Annotated in this window: 21 protein-coding genes; 11 read left to right on the forward strand and 10 right to left on the reverse strand. The window is 69.9% G+C overall.

Annotation, left to right across the window (positions count from 1 at the left end; translation table 11 throughout):
• The first annotated feature begins 64 nt into the window (after window positions 1-64).
• The 4 genes from ACZ4SW_RS32675 to ACZ4SW_RS32690 all read left to right on the forward strand — a co-directional run bounded on the left by ACZ4SW_RS32675 (window position 65) and on the right by ACZ4SW_RS32690 (window position 4,539).
• Window positions 65-1,819 (forward strand): SDR family oxidoreductase, encoded by a 1,755-nt coding sequence (locus ACZ4SW_RS32675; RefSeq protein ID WP_468252544.1) that lies wholly within the window; start codon window positions 65-67, stop codon window positions 1,817-1,819.
• 214 nt (window positions 1,820-2,033) lie between these two features.
• A complete protein-coding gene (locus ACZ4SW_RS32680; protein WP_468252545.1) occupies window positions 2,034-2,594 on the forward strand; it encodes an RNA 2'-phosphotransferase in 561 nt (186 codons plus the stop codon).
• A gap of 77 nt (window positions 2,595-2,671) precedes the next feature.
• Window positions 2,672-3,574, forward strand: coding sequence for an LLM class flavin-dependent oxidoreductase (locus ACZ4SW_RS32685; RefSeq protein ID WP_468252547.1), 903 nt, complete (start codon window positions 2,672-2,674; stop codon window positions 3,572-3,574).
• 77 nt (window positions 3,575-3,651) lie between these two features.
• Window positions 3,652-4,539, forward strand: coding sequence for an HAD-IIB family hydrolase (locus tag ACZ4SW_RS32690; RefSeq protein ID WP_468252548.1), 888 nt, complete (start codon window positions 3,652-3,654; stop codon window positions 4,537-4,539).
• 45 nt (window positions 4,540-4,584) lie between these two features.
• Here the strand turns inward: ACZ4SW_RS32690 and ACZ4SW_RS32695 are convergent, their stop codons facing one another.
• From ACZ4SW_RS32695 to hisC, 5 genes are all read right to left on the reverse strand, one after another.
• Entirely contained in the window at window positions 4,585-5,637 is a 1,053-nt protein-coding gene (locus tag ACZ4SW_RS32695) for a M23 family metallopeptidase (protein ID WP_468252550.1), read from the reverse strand.
• A 91-nt stretch (window positions 5,638-5,728) separates the two neighbouring features.
• Complete coding sequence (gene cydD / locus ACZ4SW_RS32700) at window positions 5,729-9,232, reverse strand: thiol reductant ABC exporter subunit CydD (RefSeq protein WP_468252551.1); 3,504 nt, start codon at window positions 9,230-9,232, stop codon at window positions 5,729-5,731.
• Between the two features lie 58 nt (window positions 9,233-9,290).
• Window positions 9,291-10,310, reverse strand: coding sequence for a cytochrome d ubiquinol oxidase subunit II (gene cydB / locus ACZ4SW_RS32705; RefSeq protein WP_468252552.1), 1,020 nt, complete (start codon window positions 10,308-10,310; stop codon window positions 9,291-9,293).
• A gap of 20 nt (window positions 10,311-10,330) precedes the next feature.
• Window positions 10,331-11,839, reverse strand: coding sequence for a cytochrome ubiquinol oxidase subunit I (locus ACZ4SW_RS32710; RefSeq protein ID WP_468252553.1), 1,509 nt, complete (start codon window positions 11,837-11,839; stop codon window positions 10,331-10,333).
• A gap of 258 nt (window positions 11,840-12,097) precedes the next feature.
• Entirely contained in the window at window positions 12,098-13,177 is a 1,080-nt protein-coding gene (gene hisC, locus ACZ4SW_RS32715) for a histidinol-phosphate transaminase (protein WP_468252555.1), read from the reverse strand.
• 612 nt (window positions 13,178-13,789) lie between these two features.
• Between hisC and ACZ4SW_RS32720 the strand changes: the two genes are divergently transcribed.
• The 3 genes from ACZ4SW_RS32720 (at window position 13,790) to ACZ4SW_RS32730 (ending at window position 17,326) form a co-directional block, all read left to right on the forward strand.
• A complete protein-coding gene (locus tag ACZ4SW_RS32720; RefSeq protein WP_468252556.1) occupies window positions 13,790-14,902 on the forward strand; it encodes a LacI family DNA-binding transcriptional regulator in 1,113 nt (370 codons plus the stop codon).
• A gap of 244 nt (window positions 14,903-15,146) precedes the next feature.
• Window positions 15,147-16,241 (forward strand): metallophosphoesterase, encoded by a 1,095-nt coding sequence (locus ACZ4SW_RS32725; protein WP_468252558.1) that lies wholly within the window; start codon window positions 15,147-15,149, stop codon window positions 16,239-16,241.
• A 191-nt stretch (window positions 16,242-16,432) separates the two neighbouring features.
• Window positions 16,433-17,326, forward strand: coding sequence for a hypothetical protein (locus ACZ4SW_RS32730; protein ID WP_468252560.1), 894 nt, complete (start codon window positions 16,433-16,435; stop codon window positions 17,324-17,326).
• Window positions 17,327-18,296: 970 nt separating this feature from the next.
• On the opposite strand, the gene thiC is transcribed toward ACZ4SW_RS32730, so the two are convergent.
• Entirely contained in the window at window positions 18,297-20,099 is a 1,803-nt protein-coding gene (gene thiC / locus ACZ4SW_RS32735) for a phosphomethylpyrimidine synthase ThiC (RefSeq protein WP_468252561.1), read from the reverse strand.
• Window positions 20,100-20,319: 220 nt separating this feature from the next.
• On the opposite strand from thiC, the gene ACZ4SW_RS32740 reads away from it, so the two are divergent.
• Window positions 20,320-21,723 carry a YibE/F family protein gene (locus tag ACZ4SW_RS32740; RefSeq protein WP_468252563.1) on the forward strand — a complete coding sequence of 468 codons (1,404 nt, stop codon included), beginning with the start codon at window positions 20,320-20,322 and terminating at the stop codon, window positions 21,721-21,723.
• 97 nt (window positions 21,724-21,820) lie between these two features.
• On the opposite strand, the gene ACZ4SW_RS32745 is transcribed toward ACZ4SW_RS32740, so the two are convergent.
• The 4 genes from ACZ4SW_RS32745 to ACZ4SW_RS32760 form a co-directional block, all read right to left on the reverse strand.
• Window positions 21,821-22,258 (reverse strand): SsgA family sporulation/cell division regulator, encoded by a 438-nt coding sequence (locus ACZ4SW_RS32745; RefSeq protein ID WP_468252564.1) that lies wholly within the window; start codon window positions 22,256-22,258, stop codon window positions 21,821-21,823.
• 99 nt (window positions 22,259-22,357) lie between these two features.
• Window positions 22,358-23,092, reverse strand: coding sequence for an IclR family transcriptional regulator (locus tag ACZ4SW_RS32750; RefSeq protein WP_468252606.1), 735 nt, complete (start codon window positions 23,090-23,092; stop codon window positions 22,358-22,360).
• A gap of 359 nt (window positions 23,093-23,451) precedes the next feature.
• Window positions 23,452-23,664 carry a DUF5326 family protein gene (locus ACZ4SW_RS32755; protein ID WP_468252565.1) on the reverse strand — a complete coding sequence of 71 codons (213 nt, stop codon included), beginning with the start codon at window positions 23,662-23,664 and terminating at the stop codon, window positions 23,452-23,454.
• 187 nt (window positions 23,665-23,851) lie between these two features.
• Window positions 23,852-24,169: a cupin domain-containing protein gene (locus ACZ4SW_RS32760; RefSeq protein WP_468252567.1), complete on the reverse strand. Its 318-nt coding sequence runs from the start codon at window positions 24,167-24,169 to the stop codon at window positions 23,852-23,854.
• Window positions 24,170-24,228: 59 nt separating this feature from the next.
• Here ACZ4SW_RS32760 and ACZ4SW_RS32765 point away from each other — a divergent pair, with 59 nt between their 5' ends.
• Genes ACZ4SW_RS32765 through ACZ4SW_RS32775 form a run of 3 tightly spaced genes read left to right on the forward strand, consistent with a single transcriptional unit; the run spans window position 24,229 to window position 26,257 of the window.
• Complete coding sequence (locus ACZ4SW_RS32765) at window positions 24,229-24,609, forward strand: phage holin family protein (protein ID WP_468252568.1); 381 nt, start codon at window positions 24,229-24,231, stop codon at window positions 24,607-24,609.
• 5 nt (window positions 24,610-24,614) lie between these two features.
• Window positions 24,615-25,106 carry a low molecular weight protein-tyrosine-phosphatase gene (locus ACZ4SW_RS32770; RefSeq protein WP_468252571.1) on the forward strand — a complete coding sequence of 164 codons (492 nt, stop codon included), beginning with the start codon at window positions 24,615-24,617 and terminating at the stop codon, window positions 25,104-25,106.
• A complete protein-coding gene (locus ACZ4SW_RS32775; protein ID WP_468252573.1) occupies window positions 25,103-26,257 on the forward strand; it encodes a cystathionine gamma-lyase in 1,155 nt (384 codons plus the stop codon). The genes ACZ4SW_RS32770 and ACZ4SW_RS32775 overlap by 4 nt, the downstream gene beginning before the upstream one ends.
• The last annotated feature ends 228 nt before the right edge of the window (window positions 26,258-26,485 follow it).

Genomic DNA, 26,485 nt, shown 5'->3' on the forward strand with positions numbered 1-26,485 from the left:
GGGGTGAGCGGGTGACGAACGGACGGCATCCGCCGCGGGGGCGGCGCTGGACGGAGGGGAACGAGTGGCTCTCACGGGGGCGCGCGAGCGCCGGGTGCGGACGGGCGGTGTCGAGCTGTGCGTGGCCGAGCTGGGGGATCCGGCGCGGCCCACGGTGGTGCTCGTGCACGGCTACCCGGACAGCAAGGAGGTCTGGTCCCAGGTGGCGCCCCGCCTCGCCGACCGCTTCCACGTCGTCCTCTACGACGTCCGCGGCCATGGCCGGTCGACGGCGCCGAACCCGCTGCGCGGCGGTTTCACGCTGGAGAAGCTCACGGACGACTTCCTGGCGGTCGCGGACGCGGTCAGTCCCGGTCGGCCGGTGCACCTGGTGGGGCACGACTGGGGGTCCGTGCAGGGCTGGGAGTTCGTCACCGCAGGGCGCACCGAGGGACGGATCGCGTCGTTCACCTCGATGTCCGGACCGTCCCTCGACCACGTCGGGCACTGGATCAAGCGGCGGATCCGCTGGCCGACCCCGCGCCGCGTGGGCCAGTTGCTGGGCCAGGGCGCCAGGTCCTGGTACGTCTACCTGCTGCACACCCCGGCCCTGCCGGAGGTGGCCTGGCGCGGGCCGCTCGGCAGACGCTGGCCCGGCATCCTGCGGCGCGCCGAGGGACTGCCCGTCGGCGACCACCCGGCCCCGTCGCTCCCCGTGGACGCGGCCCACGGCGCCTGGCTGTACCGGGACAACGTACGGCCGCGGCTGCGTCATCCGCGCACCGACGCGTACGCGCGCGTGCCCGTGCAGCTCATCACGCCGCTGGGGGACGCGTTCCTGTCGGAGCACCTCTACGACGAACTCGACCGCTGGGTACCGCGGTTGGTCCGCCGCACGCTTCCGGACAAGCACTGGGTCCCGCGCACACGTCCCGACCAAGTGGCCTCCTGGGTCGCGGAGTTCGTGACCGCGGTGGAGAACGGGCGTTCGGCGCCTGTGGGGAGCGGCCGGTACGCGGAGCGGTTCGGGGGGCAGCTCGTGCTGGTCACGGGTGCGGGCAGCGGTATCGGCCGGGCCACGGCGGTCGCGTTCGCCAAGGCCGGGGCGCGTGTGGTGGCGGTCGACCGGAACGCCGAAGGTGCGGACCGCACAGCGGAGTTGGCGCGGAGCCGCGGCGCCCCCGAGGCCTGGGCCGAGACGGTCGACGTCTCCGACGAGCAGGCCATGGAGAGGCTCGCCGAGAAGGTGTCCGGCACGTACGGCGTGGTGGACGTCCTGGTGAACAACGCCGGGATCGGCCTGTCCGGTTCGTTCTTCGACACCACCCCGGAGCACTGGCGCACGGTCCTCGACGTCAACTTGTGGGGCGTTCTTCACGGTTGCCGGTTGTTCGGCAAGCAGATGGCCGATCGCGGGCAGGGCGGCCACATCGTCAACGTCGCCTCGGCCGCCGCGTACCAGCCGTCGAAGGTGCTGCCGGCCTACAGCACGTCCAAGGCGGCCGTGCTGATGCTGAGCGAGTGCCTGCGCGCGGAGTTGGCCGGGCGCGGCATCGGGGTGTCGGCGATCTGCCCCGGCTTCGTCCACACGGGCATCACGTCCACGGCGCGGTTCGTGGGCGTCGACGCGGCGGAGGAGAGGCGACGGCAGGAGAGGGCCAACCGGCTTTACGGTCTGCGTGGTTACGGACCGGAAAAGGTCGCCGACGCGGTTCTCCGGGCGGTGGTGCGCAACCAGGCGGTCGTACCGATCACCCCGGAAGCACGGGGCGCGCGTTTTCTGTCGCGTTGGGCACCTGGGGTGTTGCGGGCGATCGCGCGGATTGATCCACCCTTGTGACCCCTGGGAGAACGGCAGTTGGCGAAGGCGCCTGTCTCGCTGGCGCGTTCGGCAAGTGGCCGCATATCAGACTTACTTGACGAACACCTCCACGGCGTCGGCCAGTTGTCCACAGAACGGCCAATTCCCTTGTGGATAACCCGGGTTGCTTGTGGATCAAACATCGGGAGTAAAATCCCATGCGTGATCCGCGTCTCTCCCGCACGCTGGAAGGATGACGGAAAGGAACGACGACAGACGCACCGTGAAGGTGTCGAAGTACCTCTCGAAGCACCTGCGCCACCAGCCGGAGAGAATCGGGATCACGCTGGACGACGGCGGCTGGGTGGAGATCGACACGCTGCTCGCCGCGGCGACCGCCCACGGCTTCCGGATCACCCGCGAGGAACTGGACCGGGTGGTCGCCACCAACGACAAGAAGCGCTTCGCGATCGAGGGCACCCGCATCCGCGCCAGCCAGGGCCACAGCGTCGACGTCGACCTGGGCCTGCCCGCGGCGACCCCGCCTACATACCTCTACCACGGGACCGTGGCCCGCAACCTGGACGCGATCCGTGCCGAGGGCCTGAGGCCCATGAGCCGGCACGATGTGCACCTGTCTCCGGACCGCGAGACCGCCACCCGCGTCGGCGCCCGCCGTGGCCGCCCGGTCGTGCTGACCGTGGACGCCGGCGCCATGCACCGCGACGGCCACGTCTTCCATGTCAGCGCAAACGGGGTGTGGCTCACCAAGGCCGTACCCCCTCAGTACCTGCGTTTCGCAGAGCCGCACTGACCACAACCTGCGATTCCAGCGCCCTCTCGTCTCGGGATCGGGACACGATCACTCCCTGACTCCCTTACGCTCGAGGCATGAGTCTGCGTCTGAGCACCGTGATCCTGCCCTACGTCCGCTGGCAAGAGGGCGGGCGTTCCGCCTGGCAGCGTGCGGAGCAGCTCGGGTTCCACACCGCGTTCACCTACGACCACCTGTCGTGGCGGTCCTTCCGCGACGGACCCTGGTTCGGCGCCGTGCCGACGCTGACGGCCGCGGCCGCCGTCACCGACCGGATTCGCCTCGGCACCCTGGTGACCTCGCCGAACTTCCGGCACCCGGTGACCCTCGCCAAGGAGCTGATCTCCCTGGACGACATATCCGGCGGCCGGATCACGCTCGGCATCGGCGCGGGCGGCACCGGATTCGACTCCACCGTGCTCGGCCAGGAGCCGTGGACCCCGCGCGAACGTGCCGACCGGTTCGGCGAGTTCGTCCCGCTGCTCGACCGGCTGCTCACCGAGGACGCCGTCTCCCACCAGGGGACGTACTACTCCGCCCACGAGGCGCGGAACATCCCGGGCTGCGTGCAGCGCCCCCGACTGCCGTTCGCGGTCGCCGCGACCGGCCCGCGCGGCCTGAAGCTCGCCGCCCGCCACGGCCAGGCCTGGGTGACGACCGGCGACCCGAAGCTGTTCGAGACCGGCACCCCACAGGAGTCGCTGCGGGCCCTGGCCGCGCAGGCCGGGAAGCTGGCCGACGCCTGCGCCGCGATCGGCCGTGACGTGACGGAACTCGACAAGGTGCTGCTCACCGGGTTCACCCCGGACCGCGGGCGCCCGCTGCAGTCGCTGGACGCGTTCGTCGACTTCGCCGGCCGGCACGCGGAGCTGGGCTTCACCGACATCGTGATCCACTGGCCGATCCCCGACTCCGACTTCGCGGCGGACGAGAAGGTCTTCGAGCAGATCGCCCTGGAAGCTCCGGCGCAGCTCGGCTGAGCATGACGCGATGTGACGACGGTGGTGAGCAGGGTCACCACTCAGGTGTGCGGGGTCTCGCACGGCCGTGCGGGCATATGCGCCAGAATGGGCCGGTGACCTCAGCGACCCGACAGCCCGAGAGCCCGGCCTCCACCATTCCGCCCCGGCTGATCGCGACCGATCTCGACGGCACCCTGCTGCGTGACGACAAGTCGGTCTCCGAGCGGACCATCGCCGCGCTGGCAGCCGCCGAGGAGGCCGGTATCGAGGTGTTCTTCGTCACGGGCCGTCCGGCCCGTTGGATGGACGTCGTCAGCGACCACGTCCACGGTCACGGACTGGCGATCTGCGGCAACGGCGCCGCCGTGGTCGACCTGCACGGCGGCCCCGGCACCCACCGCTTCGTCAAGGTCCGAGAGCTGGCCCGGGAGAACGCGCTCGACGCGGTACGGCTGCTGCGGGACGCCGCCCCCGGAACGGTGTACGCCATCGAGCAGACCTACGGCTTCTACCAGGAGCCGGCGTACCCGAAGCTGCACATGGAGATCCCGGACCTGCGCGCACCCGCGGAGGAACTGCTGGCGCCGGACGCGCCCGGTGCTCACGAACCGGTGCTCAAGATCCTCGCCTACCACCCGGAGCTGGACCCGGACGCCTTCCTCACCCTGGCCCGCGTCGCCGTCGGCGACCGCGCCACCATCACCCGGTCCAGCCCCAGCGCCCTGCTGGAGATCAGCGGCCCGGGCGTCTCCAAGGCGAGCACCCTGGCGCTGTGCTGCGCCGAGCGCGGCATCTCCCACGAGGAGGTCGTCGCCTTCGGCGACATGCCGAACGACGTGGAGATGCTCACCTGGGCGGGACAGTCCTACGCGATGGGCAACGCCCACCCCGACGTGATCGCCGCGGCGTCCGGGCGGACGGTCGCCAACAACGACGACGGCGTGGCCGTGGTGATCGAGCGGATCCTCGCCGAGCGGTCGTAGGCCGCCGACACGGTCCCCGGGGGCGGTGGCCCCTTGGGACGGCCCTCACAGTCGTACGCCCCGCGCCGTCAGCCACGGCACCGGATCGATGCCCGTGCCCCATTCCGGAGTGACCCGGACCTCGAAGTGCAGGTGGGGGCCGGTCGAGTTGCCCGTCGTGCCGGACTGGGCGATCCACTGGCCGGTGGCCACGCGCTCACGCTTGCAGACGGTGACGGCGGCGAGATGGGCGTACTGGGTGAAGTAGCCGCCCGGGTGCTGGATCACGACCTCGATGCCGAAGGCGCCGCCGCACGCCACCCGCACCACTTTCCCGGCGCCGACGGCCCGCACCGGAGTCCCGATGGGCACCGCGAAGTCCTGCCCGGTGTGCCGGTGCGCCCAGTGGGAGCCTCCGCTGCCGAACGGAGCGGAGAGCGTGTACGACTCCACCGGCGGGCCCCAGGGCCGCGTGGTCCTCTTCCGCGACTGGCCCACATGGACGGCGCCCCGGCACGATCCCGTGGCGGCGGACGCGTCGGCCTGCCTCTGCAGGACCTGCCGCGCCTCCTCCAGCTTCGCCTGCAGGACCCTCCTCCTGCCGGCCAGTTCACCGTTCTGCTGCTGCAGCCGCCGCGACCGCGCCGACGCCTCGGCCAGGTCCGCGGCGAGGCGGTCCTCCGCCAGGCGGATGCCGGCGACCGCGTTGGCGGCCGCGCGATCCATCCGGTCGAATCGGCGCTGACCGCGCAGCAACTCCAGGGTCGTATCGGGGAGAAGCGTCTGCGCGGCATCCGGGAGCAGGCCGCTCTGCTGGTACCGGGCGCGGGGGATGCGGCCAGGGACCCTGCGCAGGCCCGCGCTCAACTGGAGCTTCCGTATGAGGAGTGCCTCGTCGAGCCGCGCCCGGGCACGCTCCTTCTCGGCTTCCCGGCGCCCGGTCTCGTACTGACGCGCCACCAGGGCGGCTTCCTCGTTCAACCGCGCCACCCGGGCGGCGGCGGACTCTGCACCGTCGCCCGCCGTGCGGTCCCCGGCCACCGCGGGCCACACCGGGAGCGCCGTGACCGCGGACAACACAAACGAAACGAGCAACGCTCGTCGACAGGATGAATGCATGTCAACGATCGTTGCCCGTGTCGCGGGCCCAGTCCTGTCGACGTCCTACGGCTGGAGGAACGGGTGACCACGGATGGCCCAGCCGTATCCCTCAGCCGGCTCTCAGCAGATCCCCCTGTGCCTCGCGCTCCAGCATCTCCCGCAACGGCCCCTCCACCGCCGCCAGCTCACGGTAGCCGCCCCGCTGGACCACCCGGCCCTGTCTGAGGACGATCACCTCGTCGACCCCCTCGAGGCCGGCCAGCCGATGGGTGATCAGCAAGGTGGTGCGTCCCTCGGTGGCGGCGAGCAGGTCCGCGGTGAGCGCGTCCGCCGTCGGCAGGTCCAGGTGTTCCGCGGGCTCGTCGAGGACCAGAACGGGGAAGTCGGCGAGCAGGGCGCGGGCCAGGGCCAGCCGCTGCCGCTGGCCGCCGGACAGCCGGGCGCCGTGCTCGCCGATCAGGGTGTCCAGGCCGTCGGGCAGCCCCTCCGCCCAGTCCAGGAGCCGGGCCCGCGCGAGCGCGCCGCGCAGATCCGCCTCGCTCGCGTCCTTCCGAGCGAGCAGCAGGTTCTCCCGTACCGAGCTGTCGAAGAGATGGGCGTCCTGAGCGCACAACCCGACCAGGCGCCGTACGTCGTCGCCGTCGAGCGCGCAGGCGTCCGTGCCGCCCAGCGTGTACGAGCCGGCATCGGTGTCCAGGAACCGCAGCAGGACCTGCGCGAGGGTCGTCTTGCCCGCGCCCGAGGCGCCGACCACGGCGACCCGGCGGCCCTGCTCGAGAGTGAGGTCGAGGCCGCTGAGCGCGTCTCGCCGCTGCCCGTCGTACCGGGCGGTCAGCCCCTGGAGTACGAGCGGGAAGGGCGAGGAGGGAGCCGGCCGCGGCCGCTCCGGTTCGCGTACGGGCTCGGGGGCGTCCAGCACTTCGTGGACCCGCTCGGCGCTCCGGCGCACCCGCTGACGGTGCTGCACCGCGAGCGGCAGGCCCAGGACCGCCTCGAACGCGGCCAAGGGCGTGAGCACCAGGACCGCCATGACCACCCCGCCGAGCCGCCCCTCGGCGACGGCCTGTGCGCCCACGAGGGCGGAGGCCGCGACGGTCAGCCCGGTGATCAGCGCGGTGAGCCCGTCGCCGAGCGCCGTCGCGGTGGCGGCGCGGGAGGCGATGCGGGTCAGCGCGGCGTCGGCCTGCCGCGCCTGCGCGGTGCGCGCGGGCAGGGCACCGGCGACCGTCAACTCGGCCGTCCCGGTCAGCAGATCGGTCACCCGGGTCGCCAGCACGCCCCGGGCGGGCGCCAGCCTCCCTTCCGCACGACGCGCGACGGCACCCGTCACCAGGGGTACGCCCACCCCGGCCGCGAGCAGTCCGGCGGCGAGGACGGCACCGGCCGCGGGCAGCAGCCAGGCGGTGAAGCCGACGGAACCGGCCGATACGACGAACGCGGCGCCCGCGGGCAGCAGCCAGCGCAGCCAGTAGTCCTGCAGCGCGTCCACATCGGCGACCAGCCGTGACAGCAGGTCGCCGCGCCGCGTCGTGCGCAGACCCGCCGGGGCCAGCCGCTCCAGGCGCCGGTAGACGGCGACGCGGGTGTCGGCCAGCATGCGCAGGACGGCATCGTGCGACACCAGCCGTTCCGCGTACCGGAACACGGCCCGTCCGATCCCGAACGCCCGCGTGGCCGTCACGGCGACCATCAGATACAACACCGGCGGCTGCTGGGAGGCCCGCGAGATCAGCCACCCGGAGGTGGCCATCAGCCCCACCGCGCTGCCGAGCGCGAGACTGCCGAGTACCAAGGCGAGGGCGAGCCGCCCACGACGGGGGCCGGCCATGGCACGGACGCGGGCGAGCACGCCACCGCGCCTCGCCGCGGAGGGGGCGGGGGCCGGCTCGCCCGGGGCAGGTGGCGGACTCACGGTCTCCCGGCGCGGCAGCGGCTCGGGGCCGGGCTGTGCGGGGAGGCTCGACGGGGCGTGCTGCTCCGCCTCCAGCCGCACCACCCGGTCCGCCAGTCCCAGCAGTGCGGGCCGGTGCACGACCAGGAGGACCGTCCGGCCGACGGCGAGCCGGCGCACCGCGTCCACGATCTCCGCCTCGGTCGCCCCGTCCAGTGACGCCGTCGGCTCGTCCAGCAGCAGCACCGGCCGGTCGGCGAGGAACGCCCGCGCGAGGGCGAGCCGTTGCCGCTGCCCGGCGGACAGGCCCGCTCCGTCCTCGCCGAGTACCGTGCGGATCCCGTCGGGCAGCGCGTCCACGAACGGCAGCGCCCCGGCGTCGGCCAGCGCCTTCCGTACGGACGCGTCGTCGGCGTCCGGCCGCGCCAGCCGCACGTTGTCGGCGATCGCGCCGGCGAACAGGTGGGGCCGCTGCGGCACCCAGGCGATCCGTGAGCGCCACTCCTCCAGATCGGCCGAGACGAGATCGACTCCCCCGACCCGTACGCACCCCTCGGTGGTCGGCACGAACCCGAGCAGAACGTGCAGCAGGGTCGACTTGCCCGCCCCGCTCGGTCCGACGAGGGCCACCGTCTCACCCGGTGCCACCGTGAGCGACACATCGGACACCGCGGCGGAGGGCCGCCCGGGATAGCGGACGGTCACGCCCTCGAAGGCGATCGGTCCCTCCGGCAGGCGCCTCTCACCGGCGGCCGGTACCGGAGTCTCCAGCACCGCGAAGATCTCCTCGGCTGCGGAAAGCCCCTCCGCAGCCGCGTGGTACTGCGTTCCCACCTGCCGCAAGGGCAGATACGCCTCCGGGGCCAGCACGAGGATGACCAGCCCGATGTACAGATCCATGTCGCCGTGGACAAGCCGCATGCCGATCTCCACCGCGACGAGGGCGACCGAGATCGTGGCCAGGAGTTCGAGCGCGAAGGACGACAGGAAGGCGATACGCAGCGTCCGCATGGTGGCTTGCCGGTATGCGCCGGTGATCCGCTTGATCGACTCGGCCTGGGCCTTGGCCCGGCCGAACACCTTGAGCGTCGGCAGACCGGCGACCACGTCGAGAAAATGCCCGGAAAGCCGGGACAGCAGCCGCCACTGACGGTCCATCTGGGACTGTGTCGCCCAGCCGATCAACATCATGAAGAGGGGGATCAGCGGGAGGGTGCCGGCGATGATCGCCGCCGACACCCAGTCCTCGGTGACGATCCGCGCCAGCACCGCCACCGGCACCACCACCGCGAGCCCCAACTGCGGCAGATAACGCGAGAAGTAGTCGTCGAGTGCGTCGACTCCCCGCGTGGCCAGAGCGACCAGCGAACCCGTCCGCTGGCCGCTGAGCCAGCCGGGGCCGAGGGCCCCGGCTCGTTCCAGCAGCTTCGCCCTCAGCTCCGACTTCACCGAGGCGCTCGCGCGGTGGGCGGAGAGTTCGGTGAGCCAGGAGACCAGAGCGCGACCGACCGCCACGGCCACCAGAAGCAGCAGAGGCGTCCGGAGTTCAGCGATCGCGTGGTGGTGCTGGAAGGCGCCGACCACCACCTCGGCGATGAGCATCGCCTGGGCGATGACCAGGACTGCTCCGATGGCGCCCAGGCCGATGACCGCCCCGAGGAAGAAGCGCGTGGCCCGGGCGTAGCGGAGCAGTCGCGGATCGATCGGTTTCACGTGAAACATGCCCTTCGGTCCGGGTCCGGGCGGGGTGTTTCCCGTGAAACACCCCACCCCACCAGATTCAGTGCAGGGCGCCGGCGGAAGCGTCGACGGCGATGTGCTGGGTGCCGATGCGCTTGCGGAACACCCAGTAGGTCCAGCCCTGGTAGAGCAGGACGATCGGCGTGGCGATCCCGGCGCACCAGGTCATGATCTTCAGCGTGTAGGGGCTCGACGAGGCGTTGCTCACCGTCAGGCTCCAGTCCGGGTTGAGCGTGGACGGCATGACGTTCGGGAAGAGCGTCAGGAACAGCATGGAGACCGCGGCCACGATGGTGACGCCGGAGAACGCGAACGACCATCCCTCACGTCCTGCCTGGTTGGCCACCAGCGCCGCGACGAGCGCGGCCACCGCCACCACCATGGCGACCAGGCTTGCGCCATCACCCTGGTCGAGCTGTGCCCAGGTGAGGAAGAGCAGCGCCAGCCCGGCGGTCACCAGCCCGACCCCCAGAGCCGCCTTCCGCGCCCGCTGCCGGATGTCCCCCACGGTCTTGAGGGCCGTGAACACCGCTCCGTGAAAGGTGAACAGGCTCAGGGTGACCAGGCCGCCGAGGAGCGCGAACGGGTTGAGCAGATCCCAGACGTTGCCCACGTACTCCAGGTGCTGGTCGATCTTCACACCCTGCACGATGTTGGCGAAGGCCACGCCCCACAGGAACGCCGGGATCAGCGAGGTCCAGAAGATCGCGTTCTCCCAGTTGCGCTGCCAGTTCTCCTCGGGCCGCTTCGCCCGGTACTCGAAAGCGACACCGCGCACGATCAGGCAGACCAGGATGACGAGCAGCGGCAGGTAGAAGCCGGAGAAGAGTGTGGCGTACCACTCGGGGAAGGCGGCGAACGTGGCCCCGCCCGCGCTGAGCAGCCACACCTCGTTGCCGTCCCAGACCGGGCCGATCGTGTTGATCAGCACCCGACGTTCGGGACGGTTGCGGGCCAGCAGCTTGGTGAGGATGCCGACCCCGAAATCGAAGCCCTCCAGGAAGAAGTAGCCGATCCAGAGGACCGCGATGAGGACGAACCAGACGTCGTGAAGTTGCATGGTGTGAGCGCTCCCTCGGCCTAGTACGAGAAGGCCATCGGCTTGTCGGCGTCCTGGGAGTCGCCGCCGAGCCTGGTGGGCGGGTTGAGATCGGACTCGGTGAGCTCGGGCGGTCCGGCCTTGACGTACTTGGCCAGAAGCTTCACCTCGATGACGGCGAGGATGGCGTAGAGCACGGTGAACACGGTCATCGACGTGATGACCTCGCCCTGGGAGACACCGGGGGAGACGGCGTCACGGGTGCGCAGCACGCCGTAGACGACCCACGGCTGACGGCCCATCTCGGTGAAGATCCAGCCCCAGGAGTTGGCGATGAGCGGGAAGGCGAGGGTCCAGATCGCGATGCGCCAGTACCAGGTGGTGAGCGTCGGGCCGAGCGCCTTGTTCCTGAAGAGGACCAGATGCGGCACCTCGTCCTCACCGACCCGCAGATGCTGCGGCAGCAGGAACTTCTTGCGGGTCAGCCAGAGGCCGGCCAGGCCGATGGCGAAGGACGCCATGCCGAAGCCGATCATCCAGCGGAAGCCCCAGAAGGTGACGGGGATGATGGGGCGGTAGTCGCCAGGTCCGTACTTCTGCTGCTCGGCCTTGTTGGTGTCGTTGATGCCGGGGACGTAGGAGGTGAAGGTGTCGTCGGCCAGGAACGACAGGAGGCCCGGGACGGACAGCTCGACGCTGTTGTGGCCCTTGCTGACGTCGCCGTAGGCGAAGATCGAGAAGGGTGCGGACTTCTGTCCGTCCCACAGGGCCTCGGCGGCGGCCATCTTCATCGGCTGCTGCTTGAACATGACCTTGCCGAGGGTGTCGCCGCTGATCGCGGTGAGCAGGCCGGCGATGACCACGGTGACCAGCCCGAGCCGCAGCGAGCTCTTCATCACGGCGATGTGCTTCTTGCGGAGCAGGTGGTAGGCCGCGATGCCGACCATGAACGCTCCGCCGGTGAGGAAGGACGCGGACAGCGTGTGGAAGGCCTGGGCGAGCGCGGTGTTCTGGGTGAGGACGTGCCAGAAGTCGGTGAGTTCGGCACGGCCCTTCGCCTTGTTGATCCGGTAGCCGACGGGATGCTGCATCCAGGAGTTGGCCGCGAGGATGAAGTACGCCGACAGGATCGTGCCGATGGAGACCATCCAGATGCAGGCCAGGTGGATCTTCTGCGGCAGCTTGTCCCAGCCGAAGATCCACAGCCCGATGAAGGTGGACTCGAAGAAGAAGGCGATGAGGGCCTCGAACGCGAGCGGGGCACCGAAGACGTCGCCGACGAAGCGGGAGTAGGCGGACCAGTTCATGCCGAACTGGAACTCCTGGACGATGCCGGTGACGACACCCATCGCGATGTTGATCAGGAAGAGCTTCCCCCAGAACTTCGTCGCCCTGAGGTACCTCTCCTTCCCCGTCCGTACCCAGGCGGTCTGCAGGCCGGCCGTCAGCGCGGCGAGCGAGATCGTGAGCGGGACGAACAGGAAGTGGTAGACGGTGGTGATGCCGAACTGCCATCGCGCCAGGGTCTCCGGCGCCAAAGCTATGTCCACGTCGTCACTTCTCCTTACGTCGCCGTGGTCACGCGGCAGTTTGCCCTGCTTGCCCCACCCATCGGGGGAGCAATCGGGCTCGCTTGTGAACGCGTTCACATTCACAAGCAATTATGGCGCATGGCGGTGACAAGCCGGAGGGGTGGGGGGTCCCTAAGCGGGCCGCTCGGCGTCTGGCACAATCACCCGACCCGGCCGCGGGCCCGCCCGCCCGGCCGCAGGCCCCGCTCACGCGGGGCCCGGGAGGACTCGGCGCGACTACAGCTCCTTCTGGAAGCCCTCCGCCACCTTCATGAAGATGTCGTTCGCCTCGGCCTCGCCGATCGTCACGCGCACCCCTTCGCCCGGGAAGGGCCGCACGACCACGCCGGCCTGCTCGCAGGCGGCCGCGAAGTCCACCGTGCGCTCCCCCAGCCGCAGCCACACGAAGTTCGCCTGCGTCTCGGGCACCGTCCAGCCCTGGGCACGCAGCGCGTCCACCACGCGGATGCGCTCGCACACCAGCGACCCGACCCGGCCGAGCAGCTCGTCCTCGGCGCGCAGCGAGGCGATCGCCGCCTCCTGCGCAAGCTGGCTCACGCCGAACGGCACCGCCGTCTTGCGCAGGGCCGCGGCCACCGGCTCGTGCGCGACCGCGAAGCCGACACGCAGCCCGGCGAGGCCGTAGGCCTTGGAGAAGGTGCGCAGCACGCACACGTTCGGCCGCTTGCGGTACAGCTCGATGCCGTCCGGCACCTGGACGTCGCGGATGAACTCGCGGTACGCCTCGTCGAGCACGACCAGCACATCGCCCGGCACCCGGTCCAGGAACCTCTCCAGCTCCTCCCGGCGCACCACCGTGCCGGTCGGGTTGTTCGGGTTGCATACGAAGATCAGGCGGGTCCGGTCGGTGATCGCGTCGGCCATCGCGTCCAGGTCGTGCACCTCGCCCTCGGTCAGCGGCACCTGCACCGAGGTCGCACCGCTGATCCGGGTGATGATCGGGTAGGCCTCGAAGGACCGCCAGGCGTAGATCACCTCGTCGCCCGGGCCGCTCGTGGCCTGCAGCAGCTGCTGGGCGACCCCGACCGAGCCCGTGCCGGTCGCAAGGTGCGACTGGGGCACCCCGAAGCGCTCCGACAGCTCGCTCAGCAGACCCGTGCACGCCATGTCCGGGTAGCGGTTGAAGGACGCGGCCGCCGCGGTCACCGTCTCCATCACGCCCGGAAGCGGAGGGTACGGATTCTCGTTCGAGGACAGCTTGTAGGCCACCGGGCCGCCGGCCGCGGCGGGCTTGCCGGGCTTGTAGGTGGGGATGTCCTCCAGCTCGGCACGCAGCCTCGGGCTCGTCTCGCTCACCACAGTCCTCCTCGCGCACGCCACCGGCTCGTGACCGCCACCGGCATCCAATGCTTCTCACCTTATGAGGATTCGACGCCGCTGCGAATGGGCTGTGGACAACCCGTCCGTCCCGCCCGGATCACGGCATGAACAGGCCGACGGCCGGGCGGACGGCGGTACGGACCCGGGGGGCGGACGTGCACCCGGGCGGACGGCGGTACGGACCCGGGCGGACGGACGTGCACCCGGGCGGACAGCCATGAGCACCCTGGTGCATTGTCGTACGAACCCGGGTGCATCGCCGTACGTACCCCCGATGCGTTGTCGTGCGAACCGAGCGCACCCACCGCACGAAGGCGCGCGAATCCGGGGGCGCGTCGCTCCCTCTCGCACGCGCCGGTGGCTCACGCCGTGGCGCGCATCACCCGTGAAGGTGAGTTGAGACCTCTTCGCAATACGGCCACCTGGACAGGTCCATGCGGGCCGTCACGCCATCTATTGGCCTTAGATCGTTCAAGTCCCTTGCATTCCAAGCTTCTTGATGGTTTTTGATCATGCAGAAACGTGACTGTCAACGGGTGCATATGCGTCCGCACTACCCCACCACATGAGCCCTACTATCGGCTCGCCATGACAGCAGCAGGGAAGCACCAGGTGAGCCGGGCCGAGACCTCCCGTCGAGGCAGTCGGCCGGGCCGGGCGGGCATCAGAGACGTGGCCGCCGCCGCCGGGGTCTCCATCACGACCGTCTCCGACGCCCTCAACGGCAAGGGCCGGCTCCCGGACGCCACCCGACGCCACGTGCGCGAGGTCGCCGACCGGCTGGGCTATCGCCCTTCGGCCGCGGCCCGCACCCTCCGTACCGGCAAGTCGGGCCTCATCGGCCTGACCGTGACCACGTACGGGGATGAACCTTTCACCTTCACCGAGTTCGCGTACTTCGCGGAGATGGCCAGGGCCGCCACCTCGGCCGCGCTCGCCCGGGGATACGCGCTGGTCATCCTGCCCGCGACCTCACGCCACGACGTGTGGTCGAACGTGGCCCTGGACGGCACGGTCGTCATCGACCCCTCCGACCAGGACCCGGTGGTCACCGAACTGGTCCGGCAGGGGTTACCGGTCGTCTCCGACGGCCGCCCGGCCGGCTCCCTCCCGGTCACCGCCTGGGTGGACAACGACCACGAGGCGGCCGTCCTCGGCATCCTCGACCACCTGGCGGACGCGGGTGCCCGCCGCATCGGCCTGCTGACCGGCACCACGACGGACACGTACACGCACCTGTCCACGACCGCGTACCTCAACTGGTGCGAGCGCGTCGGCCAGGACCCGGTCTACGAGGCCTACCCGGCCCACGACCCGTGCGCGGGCGCCGTCGCCGCCGACCGGCTGCTGGCCCGCCCGGACCGCCCCGACGCGGTCTACGGGCTCTTCGACCCGAACGGCACCGACCTGCTCGCCGCCGCCCGCCGCTACGGCCTGCGCGTCCCCGACGACCTGCTGCTGGTGTGCTGCAGCGAGTCCGCCGTGTATGCCAACACCGAACCTCCCGTCACCACGCTCTCCCTCAAACCGCGCCGGATCGGCACCGCGGTGGTCCAGCTCCTCATCGACGCCATCGAGGGCGTCCAGCCGGAGCAACCGGTCGAGCAGGTGATACCGACGGAACTGATCGTGCGTACCTCGTCCGAGCGGCGTCCGCCCCGTACCACGGTCAGCCCTCCCCGGTCGCCCGAACAGGGGTAGCCCGCAGGTGGCCCGTGGGCGACGTGCCGGTTGCCCGCGGGCGGCGCGGGGCCGGGGCACCGGCGGGGAAACCCCCGCCCATTTCGGGCGAAAGCCGCAGTGCACCAGAGGGCTTCCCCGATTCACCACCCCTGGGTCATCACATGGCGCGATCCGCATTCCTATGATGGGCCCACGACACCGCGGGCCGCTGCGACCAGGCAGTCCGATGCGGTGCAGATGCGGCGCGATGGTGGAGGGGTCGATGACTCAGGGGGCCGGTCAGGGACCCGAGGCGGAGCGGACGGCGACGTTGCGCGACTTCCGGGTGCCCGCGTACGTCAACGAGGCCGGTCCGTACGCGCAGAGCACGCCCCCCGGCCAGGTCGCCGGACCCGTCGCCGCCCCGGAGGCCTACCCCGACGGATACTCCGACGCGTACACGCCCACCGAACGGGATCTTCCGGTCGTCAACCGCGGTGACACGCTTCAGGTGAACGTCGCTCCCACCTCCGCGCCCGCCCCGCAGTCCGCGGAGGGACCCGGTCCGCTCTTCGTCGTCGGGGACGTGCACGGCTACCTGGACCAGCTCGTGGCTGCTCTCCAGGAGAAGGGCCTCATCGACGCCCAGGGGAACTGGTGCGCGGGCACGGCGCGGCTGTGGTTCCTGGGCGACTTCACCGACCGCGGTCCCGACGGTATCGGCGTCATCGACCTGGTGATGCGGCTGTCCGCGGAGGCGGCCGCGGCGGGCGGCTACTGCAAGGCGCTCATGGGCAACCACGAGCTGCTGTTGCTCGGCGCCAAGCGGTTCGGCGACACGCCGGTCAACTCCGGTGCGGGCACCGCCACCTTCCAGGCGGCCTGGCTGCTCAACGGCGGTCAGAAGACCGACATGGACCGACTGCAGGACCACCACCTGCAGTGGATGGCCCGCCTCGACGCGGTCGAGGAGGTAGACGGGCATCTGCTGGTCCACTCGGACACCACCGCCTACCTCGACTACGGCGACTCGATCGAAGCGGTCAACGACACCATCCGCGAGACGCTCACCCGCAACGACGCGGACGAGGTGTGGGACCTCTTCCGCAAGTTCACCAAACGGTTCTCCTTCCGCGACGAGGGCGGCCCCGACGCCGTACGGGCCCTGCTGGACACCTACGGCGGCCGTCGCATCGTCCACGGTCACAGCCCCATTCCCTACCTCCTCGGAGAGGTCGGCTCGGAGGACGGCGAGGACGACACGGGTCCGGTGGTCGAGGGGCCGCACATCTATGCGGACGGACTGGCGATCGCGATGGACGGCGGCGTGACCATGGCCGGAAAGCTGCTGGTCCAGCAACTTCCCCTGGATATCTGAGCATTCCGCGGGCAGGTGTCCCCGGCGGAGGAGCGCGCAGAGAAGCGCAGGCCGGGGCCAATTTCCGGAAACCCCCTGTCACCGCGCGCCGTCACCGCTCTACCATCGGCTTATCCGTAGCAGGCTCCCCTCCGTTTCTGCCCGACGGCTCGTCAGCATGCCGAGCCCCAAGCCCTACGGAGCATCGGGGGATGCACATGAACAGCGTTCCGCAGCACCTGCTGAGCGAGGACCGCCAGGACTACGAGCGGATCCTCGATGAGGCGCTGCGCTCCGCACCACACCGCCCGGATCTGGCCGCTGTGGGTCAGCGGCTGAACCCCGAACAGTTGCGCACGATGGCGCTGAACGCCACCGCCCTCATCACCGCGGCGGCGGCCACCGAGTACCAGCACTATGTGACGGTCCGCGAGGAACTGCGCCGGCCGGCGCCGTCCACCCCGTCGACCCCATCCGTCCCGTCCGCCCCGTCCGTCCAGGACAGCGGCCCCGGTTCCCCGGAGCCGGACCTGGACGCTCTGGGGCTCGCCGCCGCCGTGGGAGAGGCCGCCTCGAGCGCCGGGACCGGTGCCGTCATCGCGGTCCTCGCCCCCTTCCTCGCGGGTGCCGCCGCGGCGATCTTTCTGCTCGTGGGCTACATCCTCAAGATGGTCAACCCCGATCAGGCGTTCGCCCGGACACTCCTGACCACCGGGTGGGTCTTCGGCGCGGTGACCGCGGCATCGATCCTGGTCGCCGCGGTGGGCCTGCTGCTCACCGCCCTGCGCAACAGCTCCTCGGCGCAACGAGCGGACGTGTCAGGCACGTTGGCGACGGAGGTGGCGCGCGCCAGGGAGGCCTGGCACGAGGCGCTGCTGGAGCGCGGCATCCTGCCGTTCCTCCGGGAGGCGCTCGGCGACCCGGGCACGGCCGCGATGGCCCGGAAGGCACCGGAGACGACCGCCGGCCGCATTCCGCACCTCGGCTACGACCGCCCGGGGTTCAGCAGCCCCGACAGCGGTCCGGCCGCCGGTACGCGCCCCAGCTTCAGCAGCCCGGACTTCACGAGCCCGGACTTCGGCGGGCCGGAGCACAAGCCGGAGTGACGGGCCCCGGCCGACGACCGGGCGCCATCGACGTCCGCAAGACCGGGGCGCCCACCTCCGGGACGCCCCGGAGTGGTTGCCGATGTCTGCACCGTCGTTACGAACGAAAGCCCGAGCACTACTCCGAAGCACTCGAAGTAGCCCGCACAAATAAATAGGCGGCCGTCGCGCGCTGACGGCCGCTCAGTGGATGGATACGCACATAGGCTTAATTATTACATTCTGCCAAATACCGACAGAAGGAATTCAAGAATTCGATGCCCTAGCGGAACGTAACTGGGGTCTATCGCCGCTCGGGTCGTTTCATACAACGCCAGTAGGCCAAGGCTGGCGTGACAATAGAGATTTAGAATTTGAGCCCGTCGAACATGGGGGCGAATTTGTCGCTCAAGTCGACGCACAGCTTGCCAGAAGCCCCCCACCCTCGTTCGGATGGCACGCACGACCCTACAAACGAACCGCCATGTTGCACCTGGGGCGCCGGAGAAAAAAACCCAAAGGGTGGATGCAATCGTTGCGTATTTTCGGAGCATGGTTTCCTCACTCGGGGTGTCATCAATGTCTCGATCATGGTTACTACCTTCCTGAAAGTGAGCACTCAGACATGAGCGCTGGACCCGTGCGCATAAACGGCATTGGGCCGAACTCTACGCGCGTATCTTCCGGAACTCAGCCTGCAGCGACTTGGGCACGGAGTCAAGGGGCGCATTCATGGAAACGTGCGCCCCCTTGTTGCGATACACCACTACCGACGTACAAGGTGTCGAACGCGCATCGAATCAGGTCATGCGACCGCTTTTTTGAGACATGATCAACCGCCGGAATTCCCAGCGATATACCGGCACGGTCTTATGGGTACATCAGCAAGCGATTGACCCGGTGCTTCAGTCACCCTGCGCCGAACGAACAAGCGGCCCGTGCCCAGCCAGCCTCAGGCCAACTGGTAGCACGGGCCGCCGTAGAGCGGGGATCAGTCCGCGATCGGCAGGTACACCCGGTTCCCCGCCTCAGCGAACTCCTTCGACTTCTGGAGCATCCCCTCAGCGATCTCCTCAGGCGACGCCCCCTCAGCCGCCGTCCCACCGAACCGCTCTGTGATGCTTTGGCTAATCTTCATCGAGCAGAACTTCGGCCCGCACATCGAGCAGAAGTGGGCGGTCTTGGCCGGCTCCGCCGGGAGGGTCTCGTCGTGGAAGTCGCGGGCCGTGTCCGGGTCGAGGGCCAGGTTGAACTGGTCCTCCCAGCGGAACTCGAAGCGTGCGTCGGACAGCGCGTCGTCCCACGCCTGCGCACCCGGGTGCCCCTTGGCGAGATCGGCCGCGTGAGCGGCGATCTTGTAGGTGATGACACCGGTCTTGACGTCGTCGCGGTTGGGCAGGCCCAGGTGCTCCTTGGGCGTGACGTAGCAGAGCATGGCCGTGCCCCACCAGGCGATCATCGCGGCGCCGATGCCGGAGGTGATGTGGTCGTACGCCGGCGCGATGTCCGTCGTCAGCGGGCCGAGCGTATAGAACGGAGCTTCATCGCAGATCTCCTGCTGGAGGTCGATGTTCTCCTTGATCTTGTGCATCGGGACGTGCCCCGGGCCCTCGATCATGGTCTGTACGTTGAAGCGCCTGGCGATCCGGCCGAGTTCCCCGAGGGTGCGCAACTCGGCGAACTGTGCCTCGTCGTTGGCGTCCGCGATCGAGCCGGGCCGGAGGCCGTCGCCCAGCGAGTAGGTGACGTCGTACGCCGCGAGGATCTCGCAGAGCTCTTCGAAATGCTCGTACAGGAACGACTCCTTGTGGTGCGCGAGGCACCAGGCCGCCATGATCGAGCCGCCACGCGAGACGATGCCCGTCTTGCGGTTCGCGGTCAGCGGTACGTACGGCAGACGCACGCCCGCGTGCACCGTCATGTAGTCCACGCCCTGCTCGGCCTGCTCGATGACCGTGTCCTTGTAGATCTCCCAGGTCAGTTCCTCGGCCTTCCCGTCGACCTTCTCGAGCGCCTGGTAGAGCGGGACCGTGCCGATCGGCACGGGGGAGTTGCGCAGCACCCACTCGCGCGTGGTGTGGATGTTGCGGCCGGTGGACAGGTCCATCACCGTGTCGGCACCCCAGCGGGTCGCCCAGGTCATCTTCTCGACCTCCTCCTCGATGGAGGAGGTCACCGCGGAGTTGCCGATGTTGGCGTTGACCTTCACCAGGAACCGCTTGCCGATGATCATCGGCTCGATCTCGGGGTGGTTGATGTTCGCCGGGAGGACCGCCCGGCCCGCGGCGATCTCCTCGCGCACCACCTCCGGGGACACGTTCTCCCGGAGGGCGACGAACTCCATCTCCGGCGTGATCTCCCCGCGGCGTGCGTACGCCAGTTGCGTCACGGCCTTGCCGTCGCGGCCGCGGCGTGGCTGACGCGGCCGCCCGGGGAACACCGCGTCGAGGTTGCGCAGTCCGCCCCGCGGCGAGGTGTGCTTGATCCCGTCGTCCTCGGGGCGGACGGGACGGCCCGCGTACTCCTCCGTGTCGCCACGGGCGGTGATCCAGTTCTCCCGCAGCGGGGCCAGGCCCCTGCGGACGTCCGTCTCGACGAGTGGATCGGTGTACGGGCCGGAGGTGTCGTACAGGGTGACGGACTGCCCGTTGGTGAGGTGCACCCGACGCACCGGCACCCGCAGATCAGGGCGTGAGCCCTCGATGTACGCCTTGTGCCAGCCGATGGACCCTCCGGCCTCCGGGGACTGTTCGTCCTGAGCGGAGGCAGGCGTGCGTACGTCCTTGTTGGTCATGAGACCTACTCCCTACGCCGGCATTACCCGGTAACAGGTTCAGCGGTCGACGCAGCGGTTTCCGCCCGCCGATGTTCCACGTGAAACATCGCGTCTGCGGAGGTCAGCGCCCTCTCAGCCCGGTGCTCCGAGCTCCCGCGTGTGCAAAGGTGCTCCCACGCTAGCGTCTCTTTGCGCGAGCTGAACAGTGGGCCTCACGCCTTCTTGCGATGATGCATCGGTGACCACGACACAACACCCGCCCCCGTATCAGCCGCCCGACCCGCCCCACGGCCGCGGCCACGGCGACGTACCCGGCGAGGGGCCGGGCGCCGGCCACCGGCATGGACCGAGCGTGGGGCCCGGCCACTCCCACTCCCACAGCCATGGCCCGGCAGCCCCCGTGTCGCGGCACCTGCGCGGGGTCATCGCCGCGGTGCTCATCCCCTTCACGGCGGCCGTGGTGGTCGGTCTTGTGGTGCTGTGGCCCGGAGGCGTGCCCTCGCACAAGCGCACCGGTGTCGGATTCGACCGGCAGACCCAGCAGGCCACGGTCAGCAGGGTCGTGGAGGTGGACTGCAAGTCCGTGAACGCCTCGGGTGACACTCCGACCGGCGACACCTCCACCGCGGAGGGCTCCGCGGCCCAGCAGCAGTCGACCGGCACCTGCAAGAAGGCGACCGTCCGCGTCGACACGGGCAAGGACCAGGGCAGGACGTTCACGGAGATCGTCCAGCCCGACCAGTCACGGCAGTTGCATCAGGGCGAGAAGGTCGTGGTCGCGTACGAACCGTCCGCCCCCAGGGATCTGCAGTACTCGGTGGCCGATGTGAACCGCAAGGTTCCCATGGGGCTGCTGGCCGGTGTCTTCGCCGTCGCCGTGGTGGTCGTGGGCCGGATGCGCGGCGTGATGGCGCTCGTCGCGCTGGCCGTCAGCTTCCTCGTGCTGAGCCTGTTCATCCTGCCGGCGATCCTGCAGGGCTCGAACCCGCTGCTCGTGGCCGTGGTCGGGTCCAGCGCCATCATGCTGATCGCCCTCTACATGTGCCACGGGCTCTCGGCACGCACCTCGGTTGCCGTCCTCGGCACCCTCGTCTCCCTGTCCCTCATCGGTGTGCTGGGCTCACTGTTCATCGGCTGGGCAGCGCTGACCGGCAACACCGACGACAACACCGGTCTGATCCACGGCCTGTATCCCGGTATCGACATGAGCGGCCTGCTGCTGGCCGGCGTCATCATCGGCTCGCTGGGCGTCCTCGACGATGTGACGGTGACGCAGACGTCGGCGGTCTGGGAACTGCACGAAGCGAACCCGACGATGGGCTGGCGTGGTCTGTACCGTGCGGGCATCCGCATCGGCCGCGACCACATCGCGTCGGTCGTCAACACGCTCGTCCTGGCGTACGCGGGCGCCGCGCTGCCTCTGTTGCTGCTGTTCTCGATCGCGCAGAGCAGCGTGGTCACCGTCGCCAACAGCGAACTGGTCGCGGAGGAGATCGTGCGCACCCTCGTCGGTTCGATCGGGCTGGTCGCCTCGGTGCCGGTGACCACGGCGCTGGCCGCCCTCGTGGTCTCCGCCGACCGCTCGGACCGGCCCCCCGCCGCACCGGCTCGCAGTGGCCGGGGGCGGCGCCGCAGGCGCTGACGCACCGGAGCCATGGGGACGGCCCGCAGAAGCGTTACGGCACTCACCGCGCCCCATGCACCTCCGCGAGGAACCGTTACAGCACAGAAGGCCGGCATCAGCCCGCGCTCTGCTCCTCGGCCAGGATCCGGTCCAGCGCCTCGTCCAGATGTGCGTCGAACTCCGCGAGGGAGCCCTCCTGCCCGAGCGGCACGAGCTTGTCCGTGCGGTCCAGGAACGCGACCAGCGGCACCGCCCCGGACCGGAACAGTGCCCGGTCGGGACCCACTTGCAGCCGGATCAGCACATCGCCGAAGGTGTCCGGCTCGGCGGGCGCGATATGCACATCTCCGTCGCCGCACGGCCGACCCACCCCGTCGACCAGCAACTCACGCCCGAAAGCCCAGGTCACCGGGGCGTCCCCGGGCAAGTGGAAGGTCAGCCGCACGGCATAGGGATCGCAGGTCTCGTAACACAGCTCCACCGGAATGCGGAACGAGAGCTCCTCCGAGACGAGAAAGCTCATCATCACCTCTGCCTGTACCGACTCGCGCATCGTCTACCCCGTCAGTAGCCGTCGACTGGCCAGGAAGCATCCCCTGACACCTGCCCGAAGTTTGCTGAACGTAGATGGCAGATCACAAGGAGTGAGTTTTCAGATGCTGATAGAGAGGGTGAGCGCACCGAGCATCCGTCCGATCTCTTCCTGCAGCCGACGTGCCGCCGACGGGAGCCGATCAACCTCACACGACGGCAGGGAGATCGCCACCGTCGCCGCCGTCGAACCCGCCGTCAGGGGAATCGCCGCGCAGACGGTCCCGAGGGCATACTCCTGGCGCTCCATCACGGGTTCGATGCCCGTCAGGCGTTCCAGTCGGCGGAGGAACATGCGCTCGTCATGGACGGTGTACGGCGTGATCGCCCGAACGGGGTAGCGGTCGAGGTGGTCTCGGCGGGCGTCCTCATCGAGCTGGGACAGCAGGCACTGGCCGATCGCATGGGCGTGCCCGGTCTCCCGGAAGTCGGCCCACTCCTCGACCGCCGGGTTGCCGGGGCTGTCGGCGACGCCGAGCACCTCGATCTCGCCCTCGCGGTAGACCGCGTAGTACACGGGAACACCGATGGAATCACGCCATTGTGCGAGCGCTTCGTCCACCGTGCTGCGACGTTTCTGCTGGGCTGCGCGGGCGCTCAGGCGCTCCGCGGCCTCGCCGAGGAAGAACAGGCCCTTCTCGCGGCGCAGATAGCCCTCGTGCGTCAGGGTGCGCAGCAGGTGGTAGGCCGTGGGGAGCGCCAGGCCGACCTCACGGGCCAGTTGCTTGGCGGTGGCCCCGTACGGGCGTCCGGCGACGGCTTCGAGCAGACGCATCGCACGCTGTACGGACCCGATGAGGGTGGTGGAGGAAGGTTGCCCGGGCGGGAGAGAGGTGTGCGCCTGCGCCGGTGAGGTCCGTCGCTGGGCGGTTGGGGCGGTTGCGTCTGCGGATGCGGTGCCAACCGTGGCCAAAGATCACTCCCGGAGCGCGAGGGTGGCCTCCCGTGCGGGGACGCGGGAGGGGATGCGCCGCGCGCGGGGCCTGCCGCGCGCGAGTTCCGGACTTTAACGGTCCGCCACCGCAGTCCGACGGCGCCGCCGGGAAAACTTCCCTCCCCCGAGGGAACATCGGGTTCCCTGTTACCGCACGGCCCCTGCTCCGGCGGGGCGCCGCCCCGTGGCGCGTCCCTCCGGCTCGGCGCGCTCCGGACGGCTCACCAGTCTCCGCGCGAGGTGGAGCTCGACATGAACTTCCGCACGACGTAGATGAGTCCGCCGACCAGCGCGACGAAGAGCAGCACCTTGAAGAGCAGCCAGATCACGAAGCCGACGACGGACGCGATCACGCCGCCGAAGACGACCAGAGCGATGACCGGCACCGCGATCCACTTCACCCACCACGGCAAACCCGCGAAGATCTCTCGCATCGCCCTTGTCCTTCTCTCTCAGCGTCTCTGTACGTCTTCGGGCCCACCCCCGCGTCCCGTTCGGCAGCGGCGTTGCGGGTCCTTCGATGTCCTGCCCTCGATGCTAGGGCCGCCGAGGGGAGCGGCGGGCGTCTCGCATCCCTTGTCCTCCCCTGATTCCTCCCCTGAGGGAACCCCGAGACGCGCCTCAGTTCTCGGGCGGAGAGAACACCACCAGCACCCTCAGGTCCTCGGTGATGTGGTGGAACTTGTGGGGGACCCCGGCGGGCACGTACACGACGCTGCCGCGCCCCACCTGGGTCGTCTCCATGCCCACGGTGATCGAGGCGCGTCCGCTGACGACGAAGTACACCTCGTCCTGCCGGTGCGGCTTCTGCGGGTCCAGGTCGCCCGCGTCGAGCGCGTACAGGCCGACGGACATGTTCCGCTCCCGCAGGAACTGCAGGTACGCACCCTCGTTGGCGGCGCGCTCCGCCTCCAGTTCGTCCAGCCGGAATGCCTTCATCGCCCTTGTCCGCCCTTGCTCTGTACTCGCCTCTGACCGGGTCTGCCACGATCAGACACATGAAGAATTTCGTAGTCAAGACGATCGCCAACGCAGGGGCCCTCGCCGTCGCCGTCTGGCTGCTCGACAAGATCACCCTGACGGGCTCCAGCAGCGGCCGGAAGATAGGCACGCTGATCGTCGTCGCGCTGCTGTTCGGCCTGGTGAACTTCCTGGTCAAGCCGATCGTGAAAGTGCTGACCTTCCCCCTGTTCATCCTGACGCTCGGCCTGATCACCCTGGTGGTCAACGCGCTGATGCTGCTGCTCACCTCGTGGCTGGCGGGCAAGCTGGACCTGAGCTTCCACGTCGAGGGCTTCTGGACCGCCGTCCTCGGCGGTCTGATCATCTCGATCGTCTCCTGGGCACTGCACGTGGTGCTGCCCGACGACAAGGACTGAGCCGTATGACCTACCGCGTCTGTTTCGTCTGCACCGGCAACATCTGCCGTTCCCCGATGGCCGAGTCCGTCTTCCGCGCCCGCATCGAGGAGGCCGGTCTCGACGACCGGGTCGAGGTCGACAGCGCCGGCACGGGCGGCTGGCACGAGGGAGACGGCGCCGATCCGCGCACCGTGGCCGTCCTGGAGGAGAACGGCTACGCCGGCGATCACGTCGCACGGCAATTCCAGCCCTCCTGGTTCTCGCGGCTGGATCTGGTGATCGCCCTCGACTCCGGGCATCTGAAGGCCCTGCGGCGCCTCGCTCCCACACCCCAGGACGCGGCGAAGGTGCGGCTCCTGCGCTCCTACGACCCTGCCGCCGACGGCGACCTCGACGTGCCCGACCCTTACTACGGGGGGATGGACGGCTTCGAGGAGTGCCTTGAGATGGTGGAGGCGGCGAGCCTCGGCCTGCTCGCCGCGGTACGCGAGCAGGTGGAGGGACGGGCGGCATGAGCTCAGGGGATGCCGGTACGGCCGGCGCGGAATACGGCGACGGCACGCGCGCGGTCCGCGCAGGGCTGCCCGAGCCGGTCAAGCACGAGCCGACCTTGCCGGGGCCCGTCTTCGCCGCGCACTACCACCTGCCCGGTGAGCCGACCGGTCCGTACACGTACGGGCGGGACGAGAACCCCACCTGGAGCGGACTGGAGCGCGCCATCGGCGAGCTGGAGGCGCCCGGCGAGGACGGCGTGGAGACGCTCGCCTTCGCCTCCGGCATGGCCGCGATCTCGGCGGTCCTGTTCTCCCAGTTGCGCGCGGGCGACGCCGTGGTGCTGCCCGAGGACGGCTACCAGGCGCTGCCCCTGGTGGGCGAGCAGCTGACGGCGTACGGCATCGAGGTACGCACCGCGCCGACCGGCGGCGATGCGCAGCTCGGCGTACTCGACGGCGCGAAGCTGCTGTGGATCGAGACCCCCTCCAATCCGGGACTCGACGTCTGCGACGTGCGGCGGCTCGCGGAGGCGGCCCACGCCCAGGGCACCCTCGTCGCCGTGGACAACACCCTGGCGACCCCGCTCGGCCAGCGGCCCCTGGAGCTGGGCGCCGACTTCTCCGTGGCCAGCGGCACCAAGATGCTCACCGGGCACGGAGACCTGCTGCTCGGGTACGTGGTCTCCCGGAACGCCGCGCTGATGGCCTCCGTACGGCGCTGGCGCAAGATCGTCGGCGCCATCCCGGGTCCCATGGAGGCCTGGCTGGCGCACCGGTCGCTCGCCACGCTCCCTCTGCGCGCCGACCGGCAGGCCGCCAACGCACTCGCCGTCGCCAAGGCCCTGCGCGACCGCCCCGAGGTGGCCGGCCTGCGGTATCCCGGCCTGCCCGACGACCCGTCCCACAAGGTCGCCGCGCAGCAGATGCGGCGCTTCGGATGTGTGGTGTCCTTCACGTTGCCCACTCGCCTGCGTGCGGAGCGCTTTCTGGACGCACTTCGCCTCGTCGACGACGCGACGAGCTTCGGAGGGGTGCGGTCCACCGCCGAGCGGCGCGGGCGCTGGGGCGGGGACGCGGTGCCGGAAGGCTTCATCCGGCTGTCGGTCGGCGCCGAGGATCCCGAGGACCTGGTGGCCGATGTGCTCCGTGCGCTGGACGAGTCGGCGCAGTGACCATGTGACGGTCATCGGGCACCGCCTCGGCTACGCACCTCGGCGGAGCCGGTCCGCCGGCCGAAGGCCCGCTTCTACGTACGACGGACGGTCCGAGCCTCCCCCCTCGTGGCTCGGACCGCCCCGGTTCCGCGCGCAAAGAACCGCGCGAACAAGGCTAGTTGACTCTGCGTCAGTGTCCAATCACAGTAGCGACAGAGACCTATCGACTTATTTATAGTTGGGCGC

Source organism: Streptomyces sp. NPDC028331, assembly GCF_055565775.1.

Coding starts and splice junctions, on each gene's coding strand:
- ACZ4SW_RS32755 (WP_468252565.1), bottom strand. CDS start 23,664: ATGCGAGAGATCTTCGCGGGTTTGCCGTGGTGGGTGAAGTGGATCGCG.
- thiC (WP_468252561.1), bottom strand. CDS start 20,099: ATGACCAACAAGGACGTACGCACGCCTGCCTCCGCTCAGGACGAACAG.
- ACZ4SW_RS32720 (WP_468252556.1), top strand. CDS start 13,790: ATGACAGCAGCAGGGAAGCACCAGGTGAGCCGGGCCGAGACCTCCCGT.
- ACZ4SW_RS32770 (WP_468252571.1), top strand. CDS start 24,615: ATGACCTACCGCGTCTGTTTCGTCTGCACCGGCAACATCTGCCGTTCC.
- ACZ4SW_RS32685 (WP_468252547.1), top strand. CDS start 2,672: ATGAGTCTGCGTCTGAGCACCGTGATCCTGCCCTACGTCCGCTGGCAA.
- ACZ4SW_RS32760 (WP_468252567.1), bottom strand. CDS start 24,169: ATGAAGGCATTCCGGCTGGACGAACTGGAGGCGGAGCGCGCCGCCAAC.
- ACZ4SW_RS32725 (WP_468252558.1), top strand. CDS start 15,147: ATGACTCAGGGGGCCGGTCAGGGACCCGAGGCGGAGCGGACGGCGACG.
- ACZ4SW_RS32695 (WP_468252550.1), bottom strand. CDS start 5,637: ATGCATTCATCCTGTCGACGAGCGTTGCTCGTTTCGTTTGTGTTGTCC.
- ACZ4SW_RS32745 (WP_468252564.1), bottom strand. CDS start 22,258: ATGCGCGAGTCGGTACAGGCAGAGGTGATGATGAGCTTTCTCGTCTCG.
- ACZ4SW_RS32690 (WP_468252548.1), top strand. CDS start 3,652: ATGCGCCAGAATGGGCCGGTGACCTCAGCGACCCGACAGCCCGAGAGC.
- cydD (WP_468252551.1), bottom strand. CDS start 9,232: ATGTTTCACGTGAAACCGATCGATCCGCGACTGCTCCGCTACGCCCGG.
- cydB (WP_468252552.1), bottom strand. CDS start 10,310: ATGCAACTTCACGACGTCTGGTTCGTCCTCATCGCGGTCCTCTGGATC.
- ACZ4SW_RS32765 (WP_468252568.1), top strand. CDS start 24,229: ATGAAGAATTTCGTAGTCAAGACGATCGCCAACGCAGGGGCCCTCGCC.
- ACZ4SW_RS32730 (WP_468252560.1), top strand. CDS start 16,433: ATGCACATGAACAGCGTTCCGCAGCACCTGCTGAGCGAGGACCGCCAG.
- ACZ4SW_RS32680 (WP_468252545.1), top strand. CDS start 2,034: ATGACGGAAAGGAACGACGACAGACGCACCGTGAAGGTGTCGAAGTAC.
- ACZ4SW_RS32775 (WP_468252573.1), top strand. CDS start 25,103: ATGAGCTCAGGGGATGCCGGTACGGCCGGCGCGGAATACGGCGACGGC.